Below are 23,869 nucleotides of genomic sequence, written 5' to 3' on the forward strand. Positions count from 1 at the left end.
CGGTGCCGGTGGAGATGACCCGCCAGCGGTTCGAGGAGCTGGTGGCGGAGGCGCTGGACGAGATCCCGCCGGAGTTCGCCTCGGCGATGGACAACGTGGTGGTGCTGGTCGAGGACCGGAACCCGGACGAGCCGTCGCTGCTGGGGCTGTACCACGGGGTCGCGCTGACCGAGCGGACCAGCGAGTACGGCGGGGTGCTGCCGGACCGGATCACGATCTACCGCGAGGCGCTGCTCGACGTGTGCGAGGACGAGGACCACGTGGTGGAGGAGGTCGCCGTCACCGTGGTGCACGAGATCGCGCACCACTTCGGCATCGACGACGCGACGCTGCACGAGCTGGGCTGGGGCTAGCGGACCCGGCCTGGCGGAACGGGCCAGGTGGAACGGGCCTGGCGGGGGACGCCGCTGGGCGACGTCCCCCACCTCCGGTCACCCGATGCGGTAGGCCCGGATGGCGGTCTGCCCGAACGCGGTCCCGTCGGCGGCCTCGGCGGCCACGCGCAGCGAGACCCACCCGGACGCCGGGTTGGGCACGGTGGCGACGCCGTCCGCCACCGGGACCGCCGTCCAGGTCGCACCGTCGTCGAACGACGCGCTCACGGTGGTCGTGGTGAACGGCCCGGTCGCCTCCAGCGGCACGGGGAACGCGCCCGCCGGGGCGTTCCCGGAGCGGTCCAGCTCGGGCGCGAACCGGACCACGTGCAGCGGCAGCTCCACCGGTGCGGTGGCGGTGTCGCTGCGGAACGTCCAGGTCGCGCTCACCGCGCGGCCGAACTCCAGCACCGAGTCGCGCTCGTACGACGCCTCCAGCCGGAACTCCGCCTCGCCGGGCGCGACGTCGAACCAGCCGTAGCCGGGCTGGGTCGTCTCGCCGACGAGCACGCCGTCGCGGTGCAGCGCCGTGCGAGCGGTCTTGTGCTGGGTCTGGCCCCGGTTGCCCTCGGAGTCGTCGAACAGGGGGGCCGCGACGTCGATCGAGTCACCCGTGCGGGTGGCGGACGCGCGCGCCGAGGGGCCGTTCACCGGGGTGCCCATCCGCTCCCGGTAGACCTGCCCCGGCAGGTAGTCGCGCAGGTCGGAGCGGTAGTCGCCCTCGCTCCCCCACTCGCCCCGCGTGTGGTCCCACTGCCAGCGCGCCTCGGTGTTCACCCGGTTGATCACCCGGCCGGAGGGCGGCACGCGGTCGAGGACGGCGCCGTTCTGGAGGTCGCCGACGTAGGCCCAGCCGCCGTGCAGGAACTCGACGCCGTCCGGGACGACGCCGAAGTCGGTGCGCACCTCGGCGAGGTCCTGCGCGGTGAAGGTCCGGTCGACGGCGTCCACCATCCCGTCCTCGACCCAGGCGAGCCGGTAGTGCACCGCCGCGTCGTCCACCGGGTCCGCGTCGTACTGGAACTGGAGGTGCGTCTTGAGCGAGCCCTCGGGCGGGGCCTGGCCGACCTGCGCGAACCGCAGGCCCTGGGCGTCCGTCATCGTGCCGTGCTCGAACCGGCGGCCGTCGTGCTCGCGGTTCGTCGTGGCGAAGACGTACCCCTGCCTCGCGGACGGGTCGGGCAGGTCGACGTCCACGACCGGCGCCGTCCTGAGGTCGGCGGTGACCGTGGCCGGGCCGGTCACCTCCAGCTCGGGCCGGACCACCGCGCCGATGACGGCCGACCGGTCGGGGCTGTGGAACGTGGTGCCCACCAGGTAGTGGCCGGGTCGCAGCGCCACCGTCGCGGGCTCGGACAGCGTCCGGTACTCGCTGGCGCCACCCGACAGGCTGATGATCAGCAGGCTGCCCTCGGTGTGCTGCGCGCCGTCGAGCCCGAGGCTCTCGAACGTGACGTCGTAGAGCTCGGGCGCCCGGTGCAGGCCGACCGGGACGCGCAGCGAGGTGCCCGCGACGACCCAGGCGCTGAACGAGCCGTCCGCCGCGCCGACCCTGGAGTCGCCGGTGACGGTCGCCGTGCCGGTGCCGCCCGAGGGGATGGTGAGCTGGGCGGGGCTGACGGTGAACATGCCTGCGGGCGCGGTGGTCTCGACGGCCAGGCCCAGCGTGACCGGATCGGCGCCGGTGTTGCGGTAGGTGATCTCACGCGTCACGGGGACGTCGTCGTCGTGCGGCCACGCCTGCGAGCCGAGCGCGACGGACGCCGGTTCGGCGGTGACGTCGGCGGTGAGCGCGGCGGCGAGGTCGACCCGGCCCACGCCCTGCTGGTACGGCGTCAGCGCGGGGTTGCGCTTGGCGGACGCCATGAGCGCGGCCTTGATCCGCTGCCCGCTCCACTCGGGGTGCTGCTGCTTGAGCAGCGCGGCGGCCCCGGCCACGTGGGGCGCGGCCATCGAGGTCCCGGACAGGGCCACGTGGTCCTGGCCGACGGGCGTGCCGATGGCGCCCGAGCCGGACCTGGCGGCCACGACGTCGACGCCCGGCGCGGTGAGGTCGGGCTTGACCGAGCCGTCCGGGAGCGGGCCCCGGCTGGAGAAGCGGGCCAGCGCGTCGTTCCGGTCCACCGCGCCCACGGTGAGGGCCGAGGCCGCGCTGCCCGGTGAGCCCACCGTGCCGTCGGAGTAGTTGTTGCCCGCGGAGATCACGAACAGCGGGCCGTCCCCGGCGGACAGCGCGTCGACCGCCTGCTCCAGCGGGTCGTCCTCGGGCGTGTCCTCGCCGCCCAGGCTGAGGTTGACCACGTCGGCGCCCTGGTCGACGGCCCACCGCATCCCGGCGAGGATGGCCGACTCGGGGCAGCCCCTGGTCGTGCAGACCTTGCCCGCGAGGATCCGCGCGTCGGGCGCGACGCCCCGGTACCGCTCGTCGGTGCTCGCGATGCTCGCGGCGACGTGCGTGCCGTGGCCGACGAGGTCGGTCGCGTCCGGGTCGTCGGTGAAGTTGGCCTCGGCGCTCACCCGACCGGCGAGGTCGGGGTGCGCGCCGTCGACGCCGGAGTCGAGCACGGCGACGTTCACGCCCGCGCCGGTGTGCCCGGCCTGCCAGGCGGCGGGGGCGCCGATCTGCGCGGTGCTGCGGTCCAGCGCGGGCTTGCGCAGGCCGTCGAGCCAGACCTTCTCGACGGCCGGGTCGGCCAGGAGCGAGGCGAACACCCCGCCCGCGCCCGCCTTGGGGCTGCTGGCCGCGAACGACCTGACCTCGGGGAGGTCCTCGGTGACGCGCAGCCCGGACGCGCGGCCCGCCGCCGAGCCGCCGTCCCGGTGCGTGACGATCAGCGGCACCGAGTCGCGGCGCGCGTCGTCGTACCCGGCCTCGACCAGCGCGGTCACGTCGAACAGCCGCAGGTCCAGCTTCCCGCTCGCGACGGCGCTCGCCGCGTCGGCCGGGACGACGTGCACCCGCCCGTCCTGCTGGAAGCGCTCCACGCCGATCTTCTCGCGGCCGGGTCCGGGGATCAGCCCCTGCACCCGGTCGCCCACCAGCCGCACCCGGTCACCGGTGACCAGGGTGACCTCCCCGGCCGCGCCACCTGCCTCGGGCGCGCCGGACGGCGCTCCCAGCGCCACCGGCGCCGCGATCAGTGTGGCGGTGACCGCCGCGACCGCCAGCGCGGCGTGTTCTCGTCGTCGAAGTCCCACTCAGGACACCTCCGCTGAACCCTCATGTGCCCAGTGCACGGGACCGGGTATAGCGATCCGGCTCCGCTGGGTGCCGGATCGCGGACGGGGGTTGCTTCGGCCCCGAATCAACCGCGCGCGGGCCCGGCCGGGGCTGGTGGGGGACGCCGTCGGACGACGTCCCCCACCTCCGGTCACCCGATGCGGTAGGCCCGGATGGCGGTCTGCCCGAACGCGGTCCCGTCAGCGCTCTCGGCGGCCACGCGCAGCGAGACCCACCCGGACGCCGGGTTGGGCACCGTCGCGACGCCGTTCACGACCGGGACCGCCGTCCAGGTCGCGCCGTCGTCGAACGACGCGTCCGCGGTGGTCGTGGCGAACGGTCGGGTCGCGTCCAGCGGGACGGCGAACGGACCGGGGGGCGCGGTGCCCGCGCGGTCCAGCTCGGGCGCGAACCGGACCACGCCCAGCGGCAGCGCCGTCGGGGTGGCGGTGGTCCCGGAGCGGAACGTCCAGCTCGCGCTCAGGGCGCTGCCGAACTCCAGCACCGAGTCGCGCTCGTAGGACGCCTCCACCCGGAACTCGGCCTCACCGGGCGCGACCTCGAACCGGCCGTGGCCGGCGTCCTCGGTCTCGCCGACGAGCACGCCGTCGCGGTGCAGGGCCGTGCGGGCGGACTTGAACTGCGAGCTGCCGTAGTTGCCTTGGGCGTCGTCGAACAGGGGGACGTCGACCTCGATCGAGTCACCGGTTCGGGTGGCGGAGACGCGCCCGGAGGGGCCGTGGACCGGGGTGCCCATCCGCTCCCGGTAGGTCTTCCCCGGCTGGTACTCGCGCTGCCCGGTGACGTACCGGCGCTCGCTCCCCCGCTGCCCCTGCCAGTGCTCCCAGTCCCACCGCGCCTCGGTGTTCACCCGGTCGACCACCTGCCCGGAGGGCGGCACCGGGCGCAGCAGGATGCCGCTGCCGAGGCCGCCCGCGCGGGCGTAGGCGCCGTGCCAGAACCCGACGCCCGCAGGCGCGGGGCCGAACTCGGTGCGCACCTCGGCGAGGTCCTGCGCGGTGAAGGTCCGGTCGACGGCGTCCACCAGCCCGTCCTCGACCCACGCGAGCCGGTAACGCGCCTCGGCGCCGTCCACCGGGTCGGCGCCGTACTCGTGCTCGAAGAGCGTCTTGAGCGCGCCCTCGGGCGGGGCCTGGCCCACCTGCGCGAACCGCAGGCCCTCGCCGATCATCGACGTGCCGTAGCCGTACCGGACGCCGTCGAACCAGTGGTTCGTGCCGGTGGAGGCGAAGTCGAGCCTGGCCGACGGGTCGGGCAGGTCGACGTCCACGAGCGGCGCCGTCCTGAGGTCGGTGGTGACCGTGGCCGGGCCGGTCACCACCAGGTCCGGCCGGACCACCGAGGCCGTGATGGACCCGCTGGGTCGGTAGAACGCCGTGCCCACCAGGTAGTGGCCGGGCGGCAGCGTCACCGTCGTGGACTCGGAGAGGGCCAGGTAGTGGTGGGTGCTGTTCGACATCCCCAGGATCGAGATGGTGCCGTCCGGGTGCGGCGCGCCGTCGAGCCCGAGAGTCTCGAACGTGACGTCGTGGACCTCCTCGCCCCGGTTCAGGCCGACCGGGACGCGCGGCCCTGAGCCCGCGACGACCCAGGCGCTGAACGAGCCGTCCGCCGTGCCGACGCGCGGGTCACCGGTGACGGTCGCCGTGCCGGTGCCGCCCGAGGAGATGGTGAGCTGGGCGGGGCTGACGGTGAACATGCCCGACGGCGCGGTGGTCTCGACGCTCAGGTCGAGCGTGACCGGGGCGCTGCCGCTGTTGCGGTAGGTGAGCTCGCGGGTCACCGGGACGTCGTCGTCGTGCGGCCACGCCTGCGAGCCGAGCGCGACGGACGACGGTTCGGCGATGACGTCGGCGGTGATCGCGGCGGCGAGGTCGACCCGGCCCACGCCCTGCTCGTACGGCGTCAGCGCCGGGTTGTGCTTGGCGGACGCCATGAGCGTGGCCTTGATCCGCTGCCCGTTCCAGTCGGGGTGCTGCTGCTTGAGCAGCGCGGCGGCCCCGGCGACGTGCGGGGTGGCCATCGAGGTGCCCGACATCGCGACGTGGTCCTCGTCGACGGGCGTGCCGATGACGCCTGCGGCTGCCTTGGCCGCCACGACGTCGACGCCCGGCGCGGTGAGGTCGGGCTTGACCGCGCCGTCGTCCAGGCGCGGCCCCCGGCTGGAGAAGTCGGCCAGCGCGTCCTCGCGGTCCACCGCGCCGACGGTGAGGGCCGCGTCCGCGCTGCCCGGCGAGTTCACCGAGCCGTCCAGCCAGTCGTTGCCCGCGGCGACCACGAACAGCGGGCCGTCACCGGCGGACAGCGCGTCGACCGCGCCCTCCAGCGGGTCGACGCCGGGCGCGTCCGGTCCGCCCAGGCTGAGGTTGACCACGTCCGCGCCCTGGTCGACGGCCCACTGCATCCCGGCCAGGATCGCGGAGTCCGGGCAGCCCCAGGTCGTGCAGACCTTGCCCGCGAGGATCTCCGCGTCCGGCGCGACGCCCCGGTACCGCTCGTCGGTGCTCGCGATGGTCGCGGCGACGTGCGTGCCGTGGCCGACGGTGTCGGTGCTGTCGGCCTCGTCGGTGAAGTCGGCCTCGGCGCTCACCCGGCCCACGAGGTCGGGGTGCGCGCCGTCGACGCCGCTGTCCAGCACGGCGACCTTCACCCCGGCGCCGGTCAGCCCGGCCTGCCAGGCGGCGGGGGCGCCGATCTGCGCGGTGCTGCGGTCCAGCGCGGGCTTGCGCAGCCCGTCGAGCCACACCTTCTCCACGGCCGGGTCGGACACGAGCGCCTGGAACACCTCGCCCGCGTCCGCCTTGGGGCTGCGCGCCGCGAACGACCGCACCGCGGGCAGGTCCGAGGTGACCCGCAGCCCGGACGTGCGCCGCGCCGCCGCGCCGCCGTCCCGGTGCGTCACGATCAGCGGCACCGAGTCGCGCCGCGCGTCGTCGTACCCCGACTCGACCAGCGCGGTCACGTCGAACAACCGCAGGTCCAGCTTGCCCCCGGCTACGGCGGGGGCCGCGTCGGCGGGGATGACGTAGGCGTGCCCGTCGCGCTCGAAGCGCTCCGCCCCGACCTCCGCGCGGCCGGGTCCGGGGAGCAGCGCCCGCACCCGGCCGTTCTCCAACCGCACCCGGTCGCCGGTCACCAGGGTGACCTCGCCGGTGGCGCCCTCCGGCTCGGGCGCGCCGGACGGCGCTCCCAGCGCGACGGGCGCCATCGGCGCCGCGACCAACCCCGCGGTGATCACCGCGACCGCCAGGGCAGCGTGCTCTCTTCGTCGAAGACCCACTCAGGACACCTCCGCTGTGCCGATCGGCGCGCTCGACGCGCGCCAACAGCTAGAAGCACTCGGGCCCTGTCGGGTTGTCATCCCCGCAGCGGGTCTCTTCGGGCGGGCGCGGGTCGCCGAACCCCGTCGCCCGCCCGCTGCCGGACGACCGTCAGGCGTCGAGCCGGAACTGCTGCGCGGCCGTTCCCGAGCAGCTCCTGATGCGCAGCTGGGTGGCCTCGGAGCCGTCGAGGCAGCGGCCCGACACCGGGTTGCGCAGGGTTCCGTCCGCCTGGGTCTCCCAGAGCTGCGACCCGGTCCCGTTGCAGTCCCACAGCTGCACCGGGGTGCCGTCGGCGGTGGCCCCGTGCCGCACGTCCAGGCACTTGCCGAGCGCGCGCACGGTCCGGTCGGCGGGCGCGTGCCAGCGCTGGGCGTCGCTGCCGTTGCACTCCCACAGCCGCACGGCGGTGCCGGACGCCGGGTCGGCGTTCGCGACGTCGGCGCACCGGGCGCCGGGCCCGGTGAGCGGGCCGGGCGGGAAGCGCCAGGCCACGCCGGAGCACGCGGAGAGCCGGGCGCCGGTGGCGTCCAGGCACGTGCCGGTGGCGCGGTTGGCCAGCTCGCCGGTGGTGCGCAGCACCCAGGTCTGCCCGGCGGAGCCGTCGCAGGCCGCGAACGTCCCGGCCGGGCCGAGGCACTGGCCGAGCGCGCGGACGGTCCCGCCGGTCGGCGCGCTGATCCGCTGCGCGGCGGACCCGTCGCAGGCGGCGAGCCCGGCGGGCCGGGCGGACAGGCAGCGGCCGTCCGGTCCGGTGACCCGGCCGGTGGTCGGGTTGCCGGTGGCCGAGCCGGACAGCGCCACGGTGTGCGCCGAGGTGGTGGCCAGCTCCGGGGTGGTGACGGTGGTGGTGCGGGTGTTGGTGTTGTAGGACCAGGCCGTCTCGGGCAGGCGGACGCCGTCGACCGCGACGGACGTGGGGGCGGTCGCGCCCGCGAGCCTGAGCGTGTAGGCCCGGCTGCCCACCGCGCCGGGGTAGTCGCCGGAGCGCGCGCCCACGGTCAGCGTGCGGGTGGCGTCGCGCCAGCTCAGGGCGGTGGTGGCGGACGCGCCGGAGCGGTGGCCCAGGCCCTCGCCCTCGTCCTCGTAGAGCGAGGTCGTGCCGTCGCCGCCGGAGCCGACGGTCAGGGTGAGCCTGGTCAGCGGCGACTCGCCCTGATCGTGCACGTAGTCGGTGCGGGTGGTGAGGATGCCGCCGGACCGGACGAGGACGGGCATCTCGGTGGTCGGCGCGGTCAGGGTGACCTTCGCCGGGCCGGTGTGCCTGGCGCCGGTGAAGTAGTCCGTCCAGGTGCCCGGCGGGATCCAGGCGTCCACCGAGCCGGTGCCGGACGCGGAGTTCGGCGTGGTGATGGGCGCGACGAGCACGTCGTCGCCGAACAGGTACTGGGCGGGGTGGTTGTAAGCGTCCTCGTGGTCCGGGTAGTTCAGGTACATCGGCCGGGTGATCGGCACGCCGGTCTTCGCCGCCTGCCTGGCCAGCGAGTAGGTGTGCGGGACGAGCGCCTCGCGCAGCCGCAGGAACTTCAGGCCCGCCTCGGCGGCGGCGCCGGTGTAGTCCCACGGGAGCCGGTCGCCGTGGTCGGAGTGCAGCCGGTCGATCGGCTGGAACGCGCCGAGCTGCACCCAGCGCGCGTACAGGTCGTCGGCGAGGTGCTTGCCGTGGAAGCTGCCGATGTCGTGGCTGGTGTTGGACAGGCCCGCCGCGGCGGCGTCCGGGGTGAAGCGCGCGGCGAACGCGAGCAGCTCCCACGTGCCGGGGGTGTCACCGGTGAAGTGCATCGTGTTGCGGCGCTCCGACCAGGGGCCGAGCGCGTAGTTGGACTGGATGCCGCCCTGCTCCGCGCCGCCGATCCGGGAGAAGGCGAAACCGCGCAGGCCGCGCGCCTCGGCGTCCTCCGTGTACGCCTGGTTGATCAGGTTGTCGGCGGCGAAGCCCTGGTCAGACGCCCTGGCCCCGCCGCAGCCGGTGCAGTAGTCGAGCCACCAGGCGCGCACGCCCTGCCGCTCGAACGGCTCGTGCAGGCCGAAGTAGGAGCGCAGGTGGGCGGGGTTGGACCAGTCCCAGGTGTGGCGGGTGCCGCCCTCGTGCTTCAGCCCGCCCGCGACGCGGTTCGCCTCGGCGAAGGCCGGGTCGTCGCTCTCGATCGCCGGGTGCACGTTCAGGGAGACGTCGAGCCCCTGCTGCTCGGTCCACTCCAGGAAGCCGTCGGGGTCGGGGAACAGGTTCCGGTCCCAGTTCCAGCCGTCCCACTTGGCCGGGGACTTCCAGTCGGTGTCGACCACGAGCCAGTCGATCGGGGCGAAGTTCGCGCGGAACGCGGGCAGCAGGGTGTCGCGGTAGTCCGCGTCCGAGTAGGCGTGGTACCGGGAGTACCAGACGCCGTAGGCGGAGCGCGGCAGCAGCGCGGAGTCGCCGGTCAGCGCGTTCAGGTCGCCGAGGGCGCGCTTGTGGTCCTTGCCGTACCCGAACAGGTAGCCGTCCTGGTAGGTCTGGTTCCCGTGGCTCGGGCGGGGTCCGGTGGACAGCGGGGTGCGGGTGTCGTCGAGCAGGTACCAGCCGCCCCGGTTGAGGACGCCGGGGTTCAGCGGGACGGGCACGGTCCTCGGGTTGTCCAGCGACCTGGCCCAGCCGCCGAGGGCGCTCTTCGGGCCCGCGCCGTAGGCGGTGGTGAGCAGGGTGGTGTCGGCGGTGGGGTGCGCGGCGCCCACGGGGGTCAGCGCGACGGTGTCCAGGTTGACGTTGCCGGTGGCGCCGCCGTCCTGCGCGAGGCGCACGGTGCGGGCGCCCGCGCCGACCGTGATGCGGACCGACGCGGTGGACCAGGTGTCCCAGGAGCCGGTGACCGGGAGCGTCAGCACGGGGCCGGGGACGCCGTCGACCGAGGTGGCGAGGGTGCGGGTGACCTGCTGGCCGTCGCCGCCGACCGCGTTGGCGTAGCGCACGGACAGCTGGTAGTCCCCGGCGCCGGGAACGCCCGAGATCCGGTGGGTCAGGCTCGCGCCCGCGCCGGTGAAGCCCGCGAGGAACCCGGAGCCGGAGTGGCCGACGTGGTCGTAGGCGGCCGAGGCGGCGCCGCCGAACAGGCCGTTCTCCGCCTCGCAGGCCGTGCCGAACGCGCAGTGGGACGGGAAGGCGGGCGCGCCCGTGCCCACCGGGGTGGTGACGGTGGTGTTGGCGGAGGTGAACGGGCCGCTGCCGCGCTTGTAGCGCAGGGTCAGGGCGGAGGTGCGGATCTCGCGGTACTGCCCGGAGACCGTCGTCGTGTACTGCGGGGTCGGGAAGCGCCGGTTGAGCGCGTTGAACGTGGGGGCGTCGGTGAACGCGCCGTCGCCCGCGTGCTCCAGGCGGATCAGGGTCGGGCTGAGCACCTGGAAGCGGGCGGCGCCGTCCACGATCGTGCCGGTCGCGGCTTCGGCTGTCGGCGGGTCCAGCGCGGCGGTGCCCGCGAGGGCGGCGCCGAGCGCCAGGACGGCGGCGAGGAGCGGACGCGGCATGGTGCCCCCAGGGGGTTCGTCGGTGAACCGGCTCAGGTCGCCTCCGAACCTGGCCGTTGTCCGCCGGACAGCGCCAGCCCCTGGGCGGCGGAACACTTCGGGCGTTCGCGGGAGCGCTCTCACGGGGCCGCGCCAGCCGGGCGGAGCGCCTGCGCCATTCCCGTTCGGGTGGAAGATCAGGGGGGTGGCGTGCCGGGACGCCCCGGTGGTGGTGACACGATGACGCGATGACGGAAAGCAACAACGTGATCACCGGCCGCGACGTGTTCGCCGTTCTGCACACCACGGCCGGGGACGTTCGGATCAAGCTGTTCCCCCAGCACGCCCCGCAGACGGTGGCGAACTTCGTGGAGCTGGCCGAGGGCAGGCGCGAGTACACGGACCCCAGCACCGGTGAGCGGACAACAGCTCCGCTGTACGACGGCACGGTGTTCCACCGGGTCATCTCCGGCTTCATGATCCAGGGCGGCGACCCGCTGGGCACCGGGACGGGTGGTCCCGGCTACACGTTCGGGGACGAGTTCCACCCTGACCTGTCGTTCAACAAGCCCTACCTGCTGGCCATGGCCAACGCCGGGCCGGGCACGAACGGGTCGCAGTTCTTCGTGACGGTCAACGCGACGTCGTGGCTGAACTTCAAGCACACGATCTTCGGCGAGGTCGCGGACAGCGCGTCGCGCGGCGTCGTGGACCGGATCTCGCTCACCGAGACCGGGCCGCAGGACCGGCCGGTCGACGACGTGGTGATCGAGAAGGTCACGATCGAGCGGGACTGAGGTTGGCCCCGCGACGTTCGGGGCCGGGCACGAGGCCCGGCCCCGAACGCTCAGCGGTCGAACCGCCCCTCGGCGGCGGCGGTGCGGAACCGCTGGAACTCGTCGGTGGTGAACGTCAACCGGCCGGACTCGGGGGCCTTGCTGTCGCGGAACAGGGCGGAGCCCCGGTCGTGCGCGACCTCAACGCAGTTGTTGGCCCCTGCACCAGACCTGCTGCTCTTGCGCCAGGTAGTCATCGCCTCTCAAACGCCTTCATGTTGTTCTGGATCAGCTCGACGGTCGCGCTCTCCGACAACGCCACCGCTCCGAGCTCGCTGATCATGTGGACGTAGCGCTGCACTGCCTCTTCATCCTCTACCCAGACACCGCCGCCTGCGTGTTCCAAATAGACGGCGGGCGGGTCTTCCGGATCGCCGAAGCCGAGGATGGTGAAACCGCCGGACATCAAGCCGTACGCCCCCGCGCCGAAGGGCAGGACGCGGATCTCGACGTTCCGGCGTTCGACGAGGTCGAGCAGGTGGCGGAGCTGCCCGGCCATGACCTTCGGGCCGCCGACCTCGCGGGTGAGCACCGACTCGTCCAGGAAAGCGCGCATGACCAGCGGCTTCTCCCCGGTCAGCCGACGCTGGCGGTCGAGCCGCGAGGTGACGTACTGGCCGACCTCGGCTTCCGACTCCTCGAAGGGCAGGGCGACGGCGCTCTGGACCGCGCGGGCGTAGTCCGGGGACTGGAGCAGGCCGCTGACCAAGTACGGGTCGAGGGCGTCGAGATCGGTGGCCTCGGCTTCGGCCTGGAGGAAGTTGCGGAAGGCGCTGGAGCTGCGGGCCGGGAACCGGATCTTGGTCGCGTCGTCCTTGGCGTCCTCCCAGAGCAGGACGGCCTTGGCGCGCTCGTCCTCGGAGGCCCCGTAGTACCCGAGCACGGCCTGCAACTCGGCCCGGCGGCACCGCGTGTGCCCGCTCTCGGTCCGGTTGACGGTGGGCCGCGAGATGCCGAGCAGGTCGGCGACGTCGTCCGGCGTGCGACCCGCCTTCTTCCGCAGTTCTTGCAGGTAGAGGCCCAGCTTTCGGCGGCGCCTGGTCTGCGTGTTCGCCATGGGGCGCAACTCTATGGGGCATTCGATCATTCCGATATCACTCGATCGGGAGCATGACTAAGTGCACGTGCGCCGATAACGTGCTTCGCGTCGGTGGGATCGCGTCTCCGACGAAGCGCAGCGAGTCCTCCGGGACCTCGCGCCCGCGATCCCACCGGCCCCGAGCTCCCCGAGCGGAAGGCCGAAACCCGTGATCCTCACAGGCGGAACCCACATGTCCACGTACATCAAGGTCGAGGACGGCGCGACGATCGAGTGCGGCACGGCCGACGGCGAGGTCGAGCTGACCGTGGACCGCACCGTGGACCTGGTCCTGACCAGGGAGGCCGCCCGCCGGACCGTGGCCACCCTGACCGAGGCCCTGGCCGCGCTGGAGGCGCGAGGAGCGGCGGTGAGCTGACGGCGGCGAGCTGACGCCGTGGCCTCGCTGGGCGAGGTGGGGGCGGCGCTGCGCCGGGCGGTGGCCCTGGTGGAGGACGCGGTCGCGACGGCGAACACGGCGGGCCGCCTGGCGACCGAGGCGGGCGACCTGCTGGCCGCAGCGGGCGAGGGGACGTCCAGGGGCGACGTGGCGGAGGCCCGAGCGACGTTCGCGGCCGTGGCGGAGGGCATCGAGGAGCCGGAGGGTCTGACGCACCGGTTGGCGGCGATCACCGACGCGATCCGCGCCTACGCCGCCAGGAACGGCGTCGAGGACCCGGTGGACGGCCCGCACGGCACGCCGGTGCTGGACCGGATAGCGACGCTGCGCGAAGAACTGCCGCCGCCGGTGGTTCCGGGCAAGGGGCAGAAAACCCACGGGCGGTGGTTCGACGGGAGCGGCGCGGTGCGCGACTCGGTCAGCGGGAAGGACGCGGACTCGGTGGAGGCGTGGCGCCTGCTCCGCGAGTCGGGCATCCCACTCCCACGGCCACCGGTAGTGGTGGCGCACGCCGAGATGAAGGTGGCCGCCGCGATGCGCCGCCTCAACCACCGGAGGACACCGAAGTGGTGACGAGGTTGCGGATCAGCCACCAGCGCGGCAAGCCGATCCTCGTGTTTAGCGCGGCCGAGCTGGACGCGGCCATCGACCTGATCAGCGGCGACTCGGCCCGGCAGGAGTGCCCGTCGATGGTGGAGATCACCGTCGAGGAGGACCCCTACGGGCACGCCTACATCGACGCGGGCATCGGCGTCGAACGGGGGTTCGTCCACCTCAACGGCCCCGACACCTACCGGACCACGGTCGGCGACCCGAGCGCCACCGGCACGGTGCTGTACGACTACTGCGGCAACGGCGAGGACGTCCCCGCCAGCGAGGAGGTCCCCCTCGCGACCGTCCGCGCCGTCCTGGCCGCCTTCCTCGCCCACGACGGCCTGATCCCCGACGACCACCCCGACCTGCACCTCTTCCCCACCGGCTGACGCCTCGCCGGGCCCCGCTTGACCACCCCCCTCCCCTCGGTGCACCATGCTTTCACTAATTAAGTAGTGAAAGGGTGTTGAGGTGATCGAGTTCCGGATCGACCGCCGTTCCGGGGTGGCCGCCTACCAGCAGATCGTCAACCAGGCCCGGCACGCGCTGCGCCTGGGGCTGCTGCGGCCCGGTGACCGGCTGCCCACCGCGCGGGAGGTCGTCGAGGCCACCGCGATCAACCCCAACACCGTCCTGAAGGCCTACCGCGAGCTGGAGCGCGACGGGCTGGTCGAGGCGCGGCGCGGGCTCGGGACGTTCGTCTCCGCCTCGCTGGCCGGGCCGGACGACGGGGCGCTGCGCGCCGAGCTGGCCGACTGGGTCGCCCGCGCACGCGTGGCCGGGTTGGACCGGGAGCACGTCGAGGCGCTCGTCCAAGCGCGGCTCGACGCGGTGTACCGGGACCACGATGACTAGGGGGAACGAAGTGGAGCACGTGCTGGAGGCGTCGGCCCTGACGCTGCGCCACCGGCGTGGCGGCGGGCTGCGCGACTGCGCGTTCCGGTTGCCGCGCGGTGGTTTCGCGGCGCTGGTCGGGCCGAACGGGGCGGGCAAGAGCACGCTCATGCGCCTGGCCGTCGGCCTGCTGCGGCCGGACAGCGGTGAGCTGCTGGTGCTGGGCAGGCGGCCCGGCCGGTCGGGGGCGCACCCGAGGGTCGGGTACCTCGGCCAGACCAAGCCGCTCTACCGGGGGTTCACCACCGCCGAGGTGCTGCGCGCGGGCGCCGCGCTGAACCCCGGCTGGGACGCGGCGCACGCGCTGGGCCTGGTGGAGGGCGCGGGCGTGCCGCTGGACGCGAAGGTCGACCGGCTCTCCGGCGGCCAGCGCACCCGCGTGGCGCTCGCGATGGCGCTGGGCAGGCGGCCCGAGCTGCTGCTGCTGGACGAGCCGCTCGCCGACCTGGACCCGCTGGCGCGCCGGGAGGTCATGGGGGCGCTGCTGGGCGAGGTCGCCGACACCGGGATGTCGGTGCTGATGTCCTCGCACGTGCTGTCCGAGCTGGAGAGCGCGTGCGACCACCTGGTCCTGCTCGCCGACGGCCGGGTGCCGCTGGAAGGACCGGTGGACGAGCTGCTGGACGCGCACCGGGTGCTGGTCGGGCCCGCCGAGCTGGAGGTCCCCGACGGGGTGGTGGAGTCGAGCACCGTGGGCAGGCAGCGGACGCTGCTGGCCCGGACGGGTGACGTGCCGGGCTGGACCTGCGCGCGGCCGTCGCTGGAGGACCTCGCGCTGGGCTACCTGCGCACGTCGCGGGCGGTGGCGGCATGACCTGGTTGGCGTGGCGGCAGCAGCGGGCGCACGTGCTGGGGATCCTGGGGTTCACGGTGATCGCGTGCGCTCTGCTGGCGCTGGCGCGGCTGGGCGTGCTGGACCCGATCGGGAACTTCACCCACACCGTCCTGCTGCCGCTGGGGCTGCTCGGCGGCCCCGCGGTAGTGGGCGCCCTGGCCGGAGCGTCGGTGTTCGCGCCGGACGTCGAGCGCGGATCGCACGCGCTCACCCTGACCCAGTCGGTGTCCAGGAACCGCTGGTGGGCGACGAAAGTACTGGTCACCGGGGTGCCGCTCGCGCTGGGCGCGCTGGTGACGGGCCTGGTGGCGACCTGGACCTACGAGGTCGAGCCGGGGCGGGGCTCACCGAGCTTGATGAGCCCGTTCTTCCAGGTCCAGGGCGTCGTCCCGGTCGGCCACACCCTGGTGGTGTTCGCGGCGGCGGCCCTGCTGGGCCTGCTGCGGGGGAACGCGCTGCTCGCGGTGGTGGGCTCGCTGCTGGCGTACCTGCCGCTGGCGATGGCGTCCCTGCTCGGCCTGCGCCGGTACTACGCGCCGCCGCTGACCGGGCGGGAGTACGAAGTGCCACCAGGCGCCTGGTACGTGACCTACCTCCAGCACCGGGGACCGGAGGGCCCGGTCGCCGCCGACCCGTGCGCCTCGCCGGACAACCCGTGCACCGGCGAGGGCCTGCCGGGCGAGTGGACCGTCGGCTACCACCCCGGTTCGCGCTTCTGGCCGTTCCAGTTCGTGGAGCTGGGGATCTTCCTCGCCCTCGCGGCCGTCCTGCTGGCGGCTGGCTGGTGGGTGGCAGGCCGCAGGCTGCGGTGACCCCCCCGGTCGGGCCCGACGAGGGGCGGGCCCGACCGGGCGCTCAGCCCGCCACGTCCACGCCGGTCCACGACGTGCAGACCCACCCGTCGCCGACCCGCTCCAGCTCCACCCGCCCGGTGTTGGGCAGCAGCCCGGCCGCGACCAGGGCCGGGGTCACGTTGGTCGCCAGCGCCAGCGCCGCCATGCGCAGCGAGGCGCCGTGGCTGACCAGCACCACCACGTCGTCCTCCGCCCGCCCGGCGGTGATCCCCTCCACCGCCGCCAGGTACCGGTCGAGCACCTGCCTGCCGGACTCGCCGCCGGGCAGCGGCACGTCCAGGTCGCCATCGGCCCACGAGCGCACGGTGCTCATGAACGTCCGGTACGCCTCGCGGTCGCTGCGGCCCTCCAGGTCGCCGCAGAAGATCTCCTGCACGCCGTCCACGACCTGGACCTCCAGGCCGTGCGCCGCCGCGACGGGCGCGGCCGTCTGCTGGGCGCGCACCGCGGCGCTCGCGTGCACGGCGGTGACCGGCACGTCCGCCAGGTCCCGCGCCAGCGCCTCCGCCTGGGCCTGCCCGGCCTCGGTGAGCGGCGGGCCCGGCGGGAGGCTGTCCAGCGCCATCGCCACGTTCGACGCCGTCTCGCCGTGCCTGACCAACAGCAACCTCACGCGTCCCTGCCCTCCCTGATCGCCGCGACCCACTCGGCCGCGGCCACGAAATCCGCGTTCTCCGCCACCACGTCCTCGCGCACCGCCTTCGGGTACGAGCCGAGGAACCGGGTGTCCGGGCAGTGCCTGCGCAGCGCGGCCAGCGCGTCCCCGACCCTCGGCTCGGCGACGTGCCCGTCGAAGTCGATGTAGAACCGGTACTGGCCGAGCGGCCCCTTGGTGGGCCTGGACTCGATCCTGGTCAGGTTGACGCCGCGCAGCGCGAACTCGACCAGGACGTCCGACAGCACGCCCACCCGGTCCGGCGCGGTCACCACGACCGACGTGCGGTCGGAGCCGGTGGGCTCGGGCAGGGCGCCGGGCGCGCGCAGCAGCAGGAACCGGGTCTTGGCGTCGCGCACGTCCGCGAGGTCGGTCGCCGCGACCTCCAGCGGGTAGTGCTCGGCCGCCACGGGCGCGGTCACCGCCGCGTCGTGCTCGCCGCGCTCCACCGCGACGGCCGCCGCCGCCGTGGAGGTCGCGGCCACCGCGACGGCGTCCGGCAGGTTCTCGGCCAGCCAGTGCCGCACCTGGGCGAGCGCGTGCGGGTGGCTGGCGACGGTGCGGACCGGTCCACCACCCGGACGGACCAGCAGGCTGAACCTGACCGCGAGCACCGTCTCGGCGACGGCGACCAGGGGGGCGCCCTCGGCGAGCGCGTCCATGGTGGCCGGGACGGCGCCCTCGACGGAGTTCTCCACCGGCACGCAGGCGAGCTCGGCCTCGCCCGTGCGGGCGGCTTCCAGGGCTGCTGGAATGGTCTCGCGGGGCTCCAGGTCCGGACCGAAGCCGCGCGCGGCCTGCTCGGTGAAGGTTCCCCTGGGTCCGAAGTAGGCGATGCGTGGCACGGGCGCAACCATACGAGCAGCACACATGGTGATCACCGCTGAGGCGAGGATCACCCGCCCGGCGGGTGGCCGCCCCTGTTCCGCACAGCGCATCTCTCCTGGAATGCTTGTCCACGTGGCCGCCGATACGGAGGGTGAGATCAACGCTCCGGTTGTAGTTCCCCGTCTGGTGCTGTGCGCCGTAGATGAACCGCTCGCGAGGGCCTGGGCCGGTGTGGCCGACGGCCGAACAGGGGTGGTGGTGCACCGCGGTTCGGTGCTGGACATCGTCGCCGAGGTCGTCGTGAGCTTCGGGAACTCGTCCGGCTGGTTGCGGACCGGCGTGGACGAGTTGTACGCGCGGGCCTTCCCCCAGGTGGAGGACCAGGTGCGGCGGGCGGTGCTGGCGCTGCACGGGGGCGAGCTCCCGGTCGGGGAGGCGCTGGCCGTGCCGACCGGCGAGCCCCAGCCCGAGTGGCTCGTCAGCGCGCCGACCAGGCGCGTGCTGGGCGAGCGCTTGCCGGACGACAGCGTGCACCCGTACCTCGCGGCGCGCGCGGTGCTCCGGCTGTGGCAGACCGGGCGGCTCGACGACGGCAGGCTCCTGCGCGACGTCGTCCGCACGATCGCCATGCCGGGGCTGGGAACCGGAGTCGACGGAGTGTCGCCGTGGACCTGCGCACGTCAGGTCGCGGCTGCCTGGGACGAGGTGTTCAGCCCGATCCCCAGGCGCTAGGAGTTGTCCACAGGTCTGTGGAGAACTTGCCCACAGCCTGTGGACAACCCGGCGGACCGGATCAGCGCGGCGCCACCCAGCGCTCCAGGTCCAGCTCGTCCACGATGGGGATCCCGTAGTCGCCGACCGACGGGATCTCCGGCTTCACCCGGCGCGACTCGCGCACCGCGTCCGAGCGCAGCGCCGTGAGGCGGAACCCGCGCCGCTGGTAGAACCGCAGCGCGTCCAGGTTGTCGTTGGTGGTCGTGAGCCTGATCCGGTTGCAGCCGAGCTGCCGCGCCCGGTGCACCACCGCCTCCAGCAGTGCGGTGCCGACCCCCCGGCCGCGCCGCAGGGCGTCGATGGTCACGATCTCCAGCAGGTTGTCGTTGGTCGTGTACGTGAGAAGCCCGAGGACCTGGTCTTGCTGCTCCACCAGGAATCCGGGCAAACTGGCCGGGAAGAACACCTGTCCGTGGGCCACGGAGGTGTGCGTCCCCCATAACTCCAGCACCAGACGGCCGACCACGATCCGGTCGGCTTCCTCGATCGCGCGAACCAGCATCCCTGAACTGTCCCGAGCACCGGCTGCAGTGGGTACCGGCATCCGACCTATGGTTGATTCGTGACCATCCGGGTACTGCTGGTCGACGACCACGAGGTGGTCCGCAGGGGGCTCCGCGAACTGCTGGAGGACGAGGCCGACCTGAAGGTCGTGGCCGAGGCCGGGAGCGTTCGGGAGGCGGTCGTGCGGGCGCAGGCGAGCAAGCCAGACGTAGCCGTAGTCGACATGAGGTTGCCCGACGGCAACGGCGTCGAGCTGTGCGGGAGGCTCCAGGACCTGCCGGGCGGGCCGAGGTGCCTGGTGCTGACGGCGTTCGAGGACGACGAGGCGCTGGTCGGCGCGATCACGGCGGGGGCGTCCGGCTACCTGCTCAAGCAGGTGCGGGGCCAGGACCTCGTGCACGCGGTGCGGGAGGTGGCGGCCGGGCGGTCGCTGCTGGACCCGGTGACGACCTCGCGCGTGCTGGAGCGGATGCGCAAGCCGCAGGAGCCGGACGAGCTGGCGACGCTGACCGAGCAGGAGCGCCGGGTGCTGTCGCTGATCGGCGAGGGCCTGTCGAACCGGCAGATCGCCGAGCGGCTGTTCGTGGCCGAGAAGACGGTCAAGAACCACGTGACGGCGGTGCTGTCGAAGCTCGGCATGGAGCGCCGGACGCAGGCCGCCGCGTGGGTGGCCCGCCGGGGGCGGTGACCGACTCCGGTCGGTCCCCCCGGTCCGGCCGACCGGCCCGCCCCGACCGGGTGACGCGGCTCGGCTGACGGCCCCCGCAACGGGGTCCAGTCGGCCGCAGGAGCGCCTGCCCCCGGTGGGGTGGGGTCCTCGAACGTCCGGTTCGGCGGGCGGGCGGCTGAGGCGGTGTCGCGGCGCGGGAGCGCCCGGCCGTCGTCAGGCGAGGGGCACGTGCCAGCGGACCGTGGTGCCGGTCGACGGCGACGAGCTGATCTCGCACCCGCCGCCCAGCGCGAGCGCCCGCTCCGCCAGGTGCCGCAGGCCGCGCTTCTCCACCCCGTCCGGGATGCCGCAGCCGTCGTCGCCGACCTCCAGCGCGAGCCGCTCGGCGTCCTTGTCGACCGTGATGCCCACCCAGCCCGCGCCCGCGTGCCGCACCACGTTGGCCAGCGCCTCGCGCAGCGCGGCCCGCGCCTGGTCGGCCAGCGCGGGGTCGAGGTCGAGGAAGTGGCCGACGATGCGCACGTCCGGGCGGAACCCGAGCAGCTCGCCCGCCGTGCGGGCCTCGGAGCGCACCGAGTCGACCAGGTCGGTGTGCGCGAGCTGCTCCGGCATGGTGCCGCGCAGGGCGCGCACGGTGGCCCGCACCTCGGCGATCGTCTCGTCGAGCTGGTCGACGGCGTCGGCGAGCCGCTTGGCCTCCCTGCCCTCCAGCTTGAGCTTGCGGTCCAGCAGGTCCAGCTGGACGCCGGTCGCGAACAGCCGCTGGATCACCACGTCGTGCAGGTCGCGGGCGATGCGCTCGCGCTCCTGGTAGACGGCGACGCGCTGGCGGGCCGTGGTGCCCTCGGCGAGCACGACGGCGAGACCGGCGTGCGCGGCGAACGCGGTGAGCACGTCGACGGTGTCCGGGCTGAACGGGGCCGAGCCGCGCCTGCGGTACACCGCGAGCGCGCCGATGCGCCGCTCCTTCGTGCCGAACGGGGCGACCGCGAACGGGCCGTAGCCGCGCAGCGGCCTCGGCACGAACGGGGCGGTCCTCGGGTCGCTGACCAGGTCGGCGGCCACCACCGGGATGCCGGTGCGGGCGGCGCGGGCGGCGGACGAGCGGCTCGACACCACGATGCCGACCGGTTCCGACCCGGCCGAGGAGGCCTCCACGGTCAGCGTGCCGTCGTCGGCGGAGATCATCGACAGGCCGAGGTCGGCGCCCGCCAGCTCGGCGGCGTGCCTGACCACCAGCGGCAGCACCGCGTCCGGGTCGTCGCCCTCCAGCGCCAGCGAGGTGATCTCGGTGGAGGCGGCGAGGACGCGGGCCGGGTCGACGGCGGTCATCGGGCGGGCCTCATCGACAGGACCAGGTCGGCGTGCCTGGTCTCCTCGGGCCGGTGCGTGATGTGGACCACGGTTTTCCCTCGCAGCGCTACGTCGAGCCGGTCGAGCAGGGCCTCGGCCGTGGGGCGGTCCAGGTGCGCGGTCGGCTCGTCGAGCAGCACCAGGTCGGCGTCGTGCAGCAGCGCCCTGGCCAGCGCCACGCGCTGGGCCTCGCCGCCGGAGAGCAGGGTGGGGCCGATCATCGTGTCGAGCCGGTCGACCCACTCGGGCAGCCCGGCGGTGACCAGCGCCTCGCGGAGCCGGTCGTCGTCGGCGTGCGCGTCGCCGAGCTTGAGGTTCTCCCTGAGGGTGGTGGACACCAGCATCGGCTCCTGCGGGCACCAGGCGATCCGCTCGGGGCGGCTGACCCGGCCGCGCTCGGGCTCCAGGAAGCCGAGGAGCAGCGCGAACAGCGTGGACTTGCCCGCGCCGGACGGTCCGACGACGGCGATCCGCTCGCCCGCGCCGGGGGTCAGGGTGAAGTCGCGGAGCACGGGTTCGGCCGAGCCCGGCCAGCGGACGTCCACGTTCTCCAGCTTGGCGGGCCCGGTCGCGGGCCTCGCCTCGGGGTGCCGCTCGGTGATCCGGCCGTAGGCCTCGCGCAGCGCGGTGCGGTGCTGGGCGGCGGCGGGCAGCGTGCTCAGCGTCTCGACCAGTGCCAGCGGGACGAGGCCGAGGACGGGGATCAGCAGCGGGTCGACGTCGCCCGCGAGCGCGGTGCACACCACGGCGGCCAGGCCGGTCGCGAGGGTGATCAGGCCGGTGGCCGCGCCCGCGCCGAACGCCTGGCGGCGGGTCTGCCGCGCCAGCTCGGCGTCGACGGCGGCGAGCCCGGCCCGGTAGCGGCCCTCGGCGCGGAACGCGATGAGGTCGGGTGCGGCGGTGAGCAGGGTCAGCACGTCCTCGGAGACCCGGCGGCGGCCCCTGGCGAGCGCGGTGGTGGCGCGGCGGTCGAGCGCGGCGGCCAGCAGCGGCGCGGCGAGCCCGCCGACCAGCAGGAACGCCGCGAGCGCCAGGCCGGCGACCGGCTGGATGACGGTGAACAGGACCACGGCGGCGAGGCCGACCCCCGCGGCGGCGAGCGGCGGCTGGAGCACCCTGGGCACCAGGTCGCGGACGGTGTCGGTGTCGTCCACCAGCCGGGTCAGCTCGGCCCGGCCGGGTCGCAGGCTGCGCCACATGTCGATGCGCAGCGCGTCGGCGAACCGGAACGCGGCGTCGTGCGTGACGAGCCGCTCCAGGTAGCGCAGCACGCCCTTGGCCAGCGCGCACGCCCGCACGCCCACGGTGATCACGGACAGGGTGAGGATCGGCGGCTGGGTGGAGGCCTTGGCGATCAGGTAGGCCGAGAGGGCGGTGAGGGCGACGCCGCTGAGCAGCGCGGCCGTGCCGATGGCGGCGCCGCCGAGCAGCAGGCGGGTGGGGCGGGGGGTGCGCGGGGTGGCGCTCTCGCGGTCGGCGGCGCGCACGGCGGTCGCCTCGTCGGCGGTGTCGGCGGCCTCGGCGAGCCGGTGGGTGGCGAGCACGACGGCGGCCCCGCCCTCGGCGGCGGCGGTGATCGCGGCCATGACCTTGGCGGCGGTGGCCGGGTCGAGGTGGGCGGTCGGCTCGTCGAGCAGCAGCACGTCCGCGCCGGTGCTCAGGGCGCGCGCCACGGCGACGCGCTGCCGCTCGCCGGTGGACAGCTCGGCGATCGGCCGGTCGACCAGGTGCTCGGCGGCGACCCGCCGCAGCACCTCGTGGTCGACGCGGCCGGTGGTCAGCTCCAGCTCCTCGGCGACGGTGCGGGCGGCGAACGCGGGCCGCTGCGGCACCCAGGCGACGCTGCCGCGCACCCGGACCTCGCCGGAGGTGGGGGCGAGGAAGCCGAGCAGGGCGGCGATGGTGGTGGACTTGCCGCGCCCGCTGGGGGCGTCCAGGTGGTGCACCTGCCCCGGTCGGACGGTGAGGCTCAGCCCGTCGGGGGCGAACCCGCCGCGCCGCTCGACGCGCAGGTCGCGCACCTCCACGCCGGTCTCGCCCGCCTCCGGGACGGTGACCTCCCCCTGCGGGGAGTCGACGACCTCGGCGACCCGGCGGACCGCCTCCAGGCCGTCCTCGCTGGCGTGGTGGGCGGCGCCCGCGTTGCGCAGCGGCAGGTAGCAGTCGGGGGCCAGGATCAGCACGATCAGGCCGGTGGCCAGGCTCATGTCCCCGTAGACCAGGCGGACGCCGATGCCGACCGCGATGAGCGCGACCGACAGCGACGCGGCGATCTCCAGCACGAGCGCGGACAGGAACGCGACGCGCAGCGTGCCCATGGTCGCCCTGCGGTGGGCGTCGCCGGTGCGGCGGACCGCCTCGGCCTGGGCCTGGGCGCGGCCGAACGCGGTGAGCACCGGCAGGGCGCGGACCAGCTCGTGCAGCCGGGCGGAGAGCTTCTCGGTGGTGGTCGCGACCTTCGCGACCTTCTGCTCGGTGAACTTGCCGATCAGGATGGCGAACACCGGGATCAGCGGGATGGTGATGGCGATCAGCACCGCGGAGGTGGGGTCGCTGAGCAGGATCCACAGGCCGACGGCGGGCGGCACGACGGCCGTGGTCACCAGCGCGGGCAGGTAGCGGGTGAAGTAGGCGTCGAGCGCGTCGAGCCCCTTGGTGGCCAGCGCGGTCAGCTCGGCCGGGCCGCGCTCGGTGATCCACGCCGGGCCGTTGGCGAGCGAGCGGTCGAGCAGGGCGGCGCGCAGCTCCTCCTTGGCGCCTGCCGCCGCGCGCGCGGCGGCGGACTCGGTGGCCCAGGCGAGCAGGGCGCGGGCGGTGACGGTCGCCGCGATCGGCCACAGCTGCGGGGAGCCGCCCGCGACGAGGTCGGCGAGCGCGGTGCCGAGGGTGACCGCCTGCGCCACCAGGGCGACGGCGGTGCAGCCCGCGAGGAAGGCGCACAGGACCAGGGCCCGGCGCGCTGAACCGGACAGCTTCGGCAGCGCGCCGAGCGGGCCCCGCCCCGGCTTTTTCCTGGCGGGAAGGTCACCGGGGAAGCTCACGGTTCCACGGTATGCCGAGGTGGGCGCGCGTGTGCGGGGCGACGGTCCCGGCCCGCGTGGGACCAAGGTCCCGGGACCCCCTCGGGCGCGCCCCGTCACCGCCCGGCTCCGCGCAGAAGTGCGGGAAGGGCGCGGTGCGGG

Annotated in this window: 20 protein-coding genes; 10 read left to right on the forward strand and 10 right to left on the reverse strand. The window is 74.5% G+C overall.

All coding sequences use genetic code 11. The annotated features are described in order from the left end of the window. The first annotated feature begins 2 nt into the window (after window positions 1-2). Window positions 3-353, forward strand: a complete 351-nt coding sequence (locus tag LV78_RS06815; protein WP_253843878.1) for a metallopeptidase family protein — start codon at window positions 3-5, stop codon at window positions 351-353. 78 nt (window positions 354-431) lie between these two features. Here the strand turns inward: LV78_RS06815 and LV78_RS06820 are convergent, their stop codons facing one another. From LV78_RS06820 to LV78_RS06830, 3 genes are all read right to left on the reverse strand, one after another. Next, a complete protein-coding gene (locus LV78_RS06820; RefSeq protein WP_253843879.1) occupies window positions 432-3,572 on the reverse strand; it encodes a S8 family serine peptidase in 3,141 nt (1,046 codons plus the stop codon). A gap of 173 nt (window positions 3,573-3,745) precedes the next feature. Beyond that, window positions 3,746-6,895, reverse strand: coding sequence for a S8 family serine peptidase (locus tag LV78_RS06825; RefSeq protein ID WP_253843880.1), 3,150 nt, complete (start codon window positions 6,893-6,895; stop codon window positions 3,746-3,748). A gap of 151 nt (window positions 6,896-7,046) precedes the next feature. Then, on the reverse strand, window positions 7,047-10,433 hold the full coding sequence (locus LV78_RS06830; RefSeq protein ID WP_253843881.1) for a TIM-barrel domain-containing protein: 3,387 nt from the start codon (window positions 10,431-10,433) through the stop codon (window positions 7,047-7,049). Window positions 10,434-10,660: 227 nt separating this feature from the next. Between LV78_RS06830 and LV78_RS06835 the strand changes: the two genes are divergently transcribed. Next, the gene (locus LV78_RS06835; RefSeq protein ID WP_253843882.1) at window positions 10,661-11,209 is read left to right on the forward strand and encodes a peptidylprolyl isomerase; all 549 of its coding nucleotides are present in this window, start codon (window positions 10,661-10,663) and stop codon (window positions 11,207-11,209) included. A 50-nt stretch (window positions 11,210-11,259) separates the two neighbouring features. On the opposite strand, the gene LV78_RS06840 is transcribed toward LV78_RS06835, so the two are convergent. Then, entirely contained in the window at window positions 11,260-11,445 is a 186-nt protein-coding gene (locus LV78_RS06840; RefSeq protein WP_253843883.1) for a DUF397 domain-containing protein, read from the reverse strand. Next, the gene (locus tag LV78_RS06845; RefSeq protein ID WP_253843884.1) at window positions 11,442-12,305 is read right to left on the reverse strand and encodes a helix-turn-helix domain-containing protein; all 864 of its coding nucleotides are present in this window, start codon (window positions 12,303-12,305) and stop codon (window positions 11,442-11,444) included. The genes LV78_RS06840 and LV78_RS06845 overlap by 4 nt, the downstream gene beginning before the upstream one ends. Before the next feature lie 214 nt (window positions 12,306-12,519). On the opposite strand from LV78_RS06845, the gene LV78_RS06850 reads away from it, so the two are divergent. From LV78_RS06850 to LV78_RS06875, 6 genes are all read left to right on the forward strand, one after another. Then, entirely contained in the window at window positions 12,520-12,705 is a 186-nt protein-coding gene (locus tag LV78_RS06850; protein WP_253843885.1) for a hypothetical protein, read from the forward strand. 18 nt (window positions 12,706-12,723) lie between these two features. Then, window positions 12,724-13,299 carry a DddA-like double-stranded DNA deaminase toxin gene (locus LV78_RS06855; protein WP_253843886.1) on the forward strand — a complete coding sequence of 192 codons (576 nt, stop codon included), beginning with the start codon at window positions 12,724-12,726 and terminating at the stop codon, window positions 13,297-13,299. Next, window positions 13,293-13,709 (forward strand): Imm1 family immunity protein, encoded by a 417-nt coding sequence (locus LV78_RS06860; RefSeq protein WP_253843887.1) that lies wholly within the window; start codon window positions 13,293-13,295, stop codon window positions 13,707-13,709. The genes LV78_RS06855 and LV78_RS06860 overlap by 7 nt, the downstream gene beginning before the upstream one ends. Window positions 13,710-13,791: 82 nt before the next feature. Beyond that, window positions 13,792-14,175, forward strand: a complete 384-nt coding sequence (locus LV78_RS06865; protein ID WP_253843888.1) for a GntR family transcriptional regulator — start codon at window positions 13,792-13,794, stop codon at window positions 14,173-14,175. Further along, the gene (locus LV78_RS06870; RefSeq protein ID WP_253843889.1) at window positions 14,168-15,028 is read left to right on the forward strand and encodes an ATP-binding cassette domain-containing protein; all 861 of its coding nucleotides are present in this window, start codon (window positions 14,168-14,170) and stop codon (window positions 15,026-15,028) included. Before LV78_RS06865 ends, LV78_RS06870 begins: the two co-directional genes overlap by 8 nt. Then, the gene (locus LV78_RS06875; RefSeq protein ID WP_253843890.1) at window positions 15,025-15,861 is read left to right on the forward strand and encodes an ABC-2 membrane transporter-related protein; all 837 of its coding nucleotides are present in this window, start codon (window positions 15,025-15,027) and stop codon (window positions 15,859-15,861) included. The genes LV78_RS06870 and LV78_RS06875 overlap by 4 nt, the downstream gene beginning before the upstream one ends. Window positions 15,862-15,904: 43 nt before the next feature. Here LV78_RS06875 and LV78_RS06880 read toward each other — a convergent pair whose 3' ends face one another. After that, entirely contained in the window at window positions 15,905-16,516 is a 612-nt protein-coding gene (locus tag LV78_RS06880) for a histidine phosphatase family protein (RefSeq protein ID WP_253843891.1), read from the reverse strand. Beyond that, window positions 16,513-17,403, reverse strand: a complete 891-nt coding sequence (pheA, locus tag LV78_RS06885) for a prephenate dehydratase (protein WP_253843892.1) — start codon at window positions 17,401-17,403, stop codon at window positions 16,513-16,515. The genes LV78_RS06880 and pheA overlap by 4 nt, the downstream gene beginning before the upstream one ends. A 103-nt stretch (window positions 17,404-17,506) precedes the next feature. Here pheA and LV78_RS06890 point away from each other — a divergent pair, with 103 nt between their 5' ends. Further along, the gene (locus LV78_RS06890) at window positions 17,507-18,118 is read left to right on the forward strand and encodes a macro domain-containing protein (protein WP_253843893.1); all 612 of its coding nucleotides are present in this window, start codon (window positions 17,507-17,509) and stop codon (window positions 18,116-18,118) included. Window positions 18,119-18,179: 61 nt separating this feature from the next. Here LV78_RS06890 and LV78_RS06895 read toward each other — a convergent pair whose 3' ends face one another. Beyond that, complete coding sequence (locus LV78_RS06895) at window positions 18,180-18,662, reverse strand: GNAT family N-acetyltransferase (RefSeq protein ID WP_118945124.1); 483 nt, start codon at window positions 18,660-18,662, stop codon at window positions 18,180-18,182. A 60-nt stretch (window positions 18,663-18,722) separates the two neighbouring features. Here LV78_RS06895 and LV78_RS06900 point away from each other — a divergent pair, with 60 nt between their 5' ends. After that, complete coding sequence (locus LV78_RS06900) at window positions 18,723-19,352, forward strand: response regulator (RefSeq protein WP_253843894.1); 630 nt, start codon at window positions 18,723-18,725, stop codon at window positions 19,350-19,352. A 195-nt stretch (window positions 19,353-19,547) separates the two neighbouring features. Here LV78_RS06900 and LV78_RS06905 read toward each other — a convergent pair whose 3' ends face one another. Both LV78_RS06905 and cydD read right to left on the reverse strand, forming a co-directional pair. Next, a complete protein-coding gene (locus LV78_RS06905) occupies window positions 19,548-20,666 on the reverse strand; it encodes a GAF domain-containing sensor histidine kinase (RefSeq protein ID WP_253843895.1) in 1,119 nt (372 codons plus the stop codon). Continuing rightward, complete coding sequence (gene cydD, locus LV78_RS06910; protein WP_253843896.1) at window positions 20,663-23,728, reverse strand: thiol reductant ABC exporter subunit CydD; 3,066 nt, start codon at window positions 23,726-23,728, stop codon at window positions 20,663-20,665. The genes LV78_RS06905 and cydD overlap by 4 nt, the downstream gene beginning before the upstream one ends. Between the last annotated feature and the right edge of the window lie 141 nt (window positions 23,729-23,869).

It is taken from the genome of Actinosynnema pretiosum, assembly GCF_024171695.1.
Classification (GTDB): domain Bacteria; phylum Actinomycetota; class Actinomycetes; order Mycobacteriales; family Pseudonocardiaceae; genus Actinosynnema; species Actinosynnema pretiosum.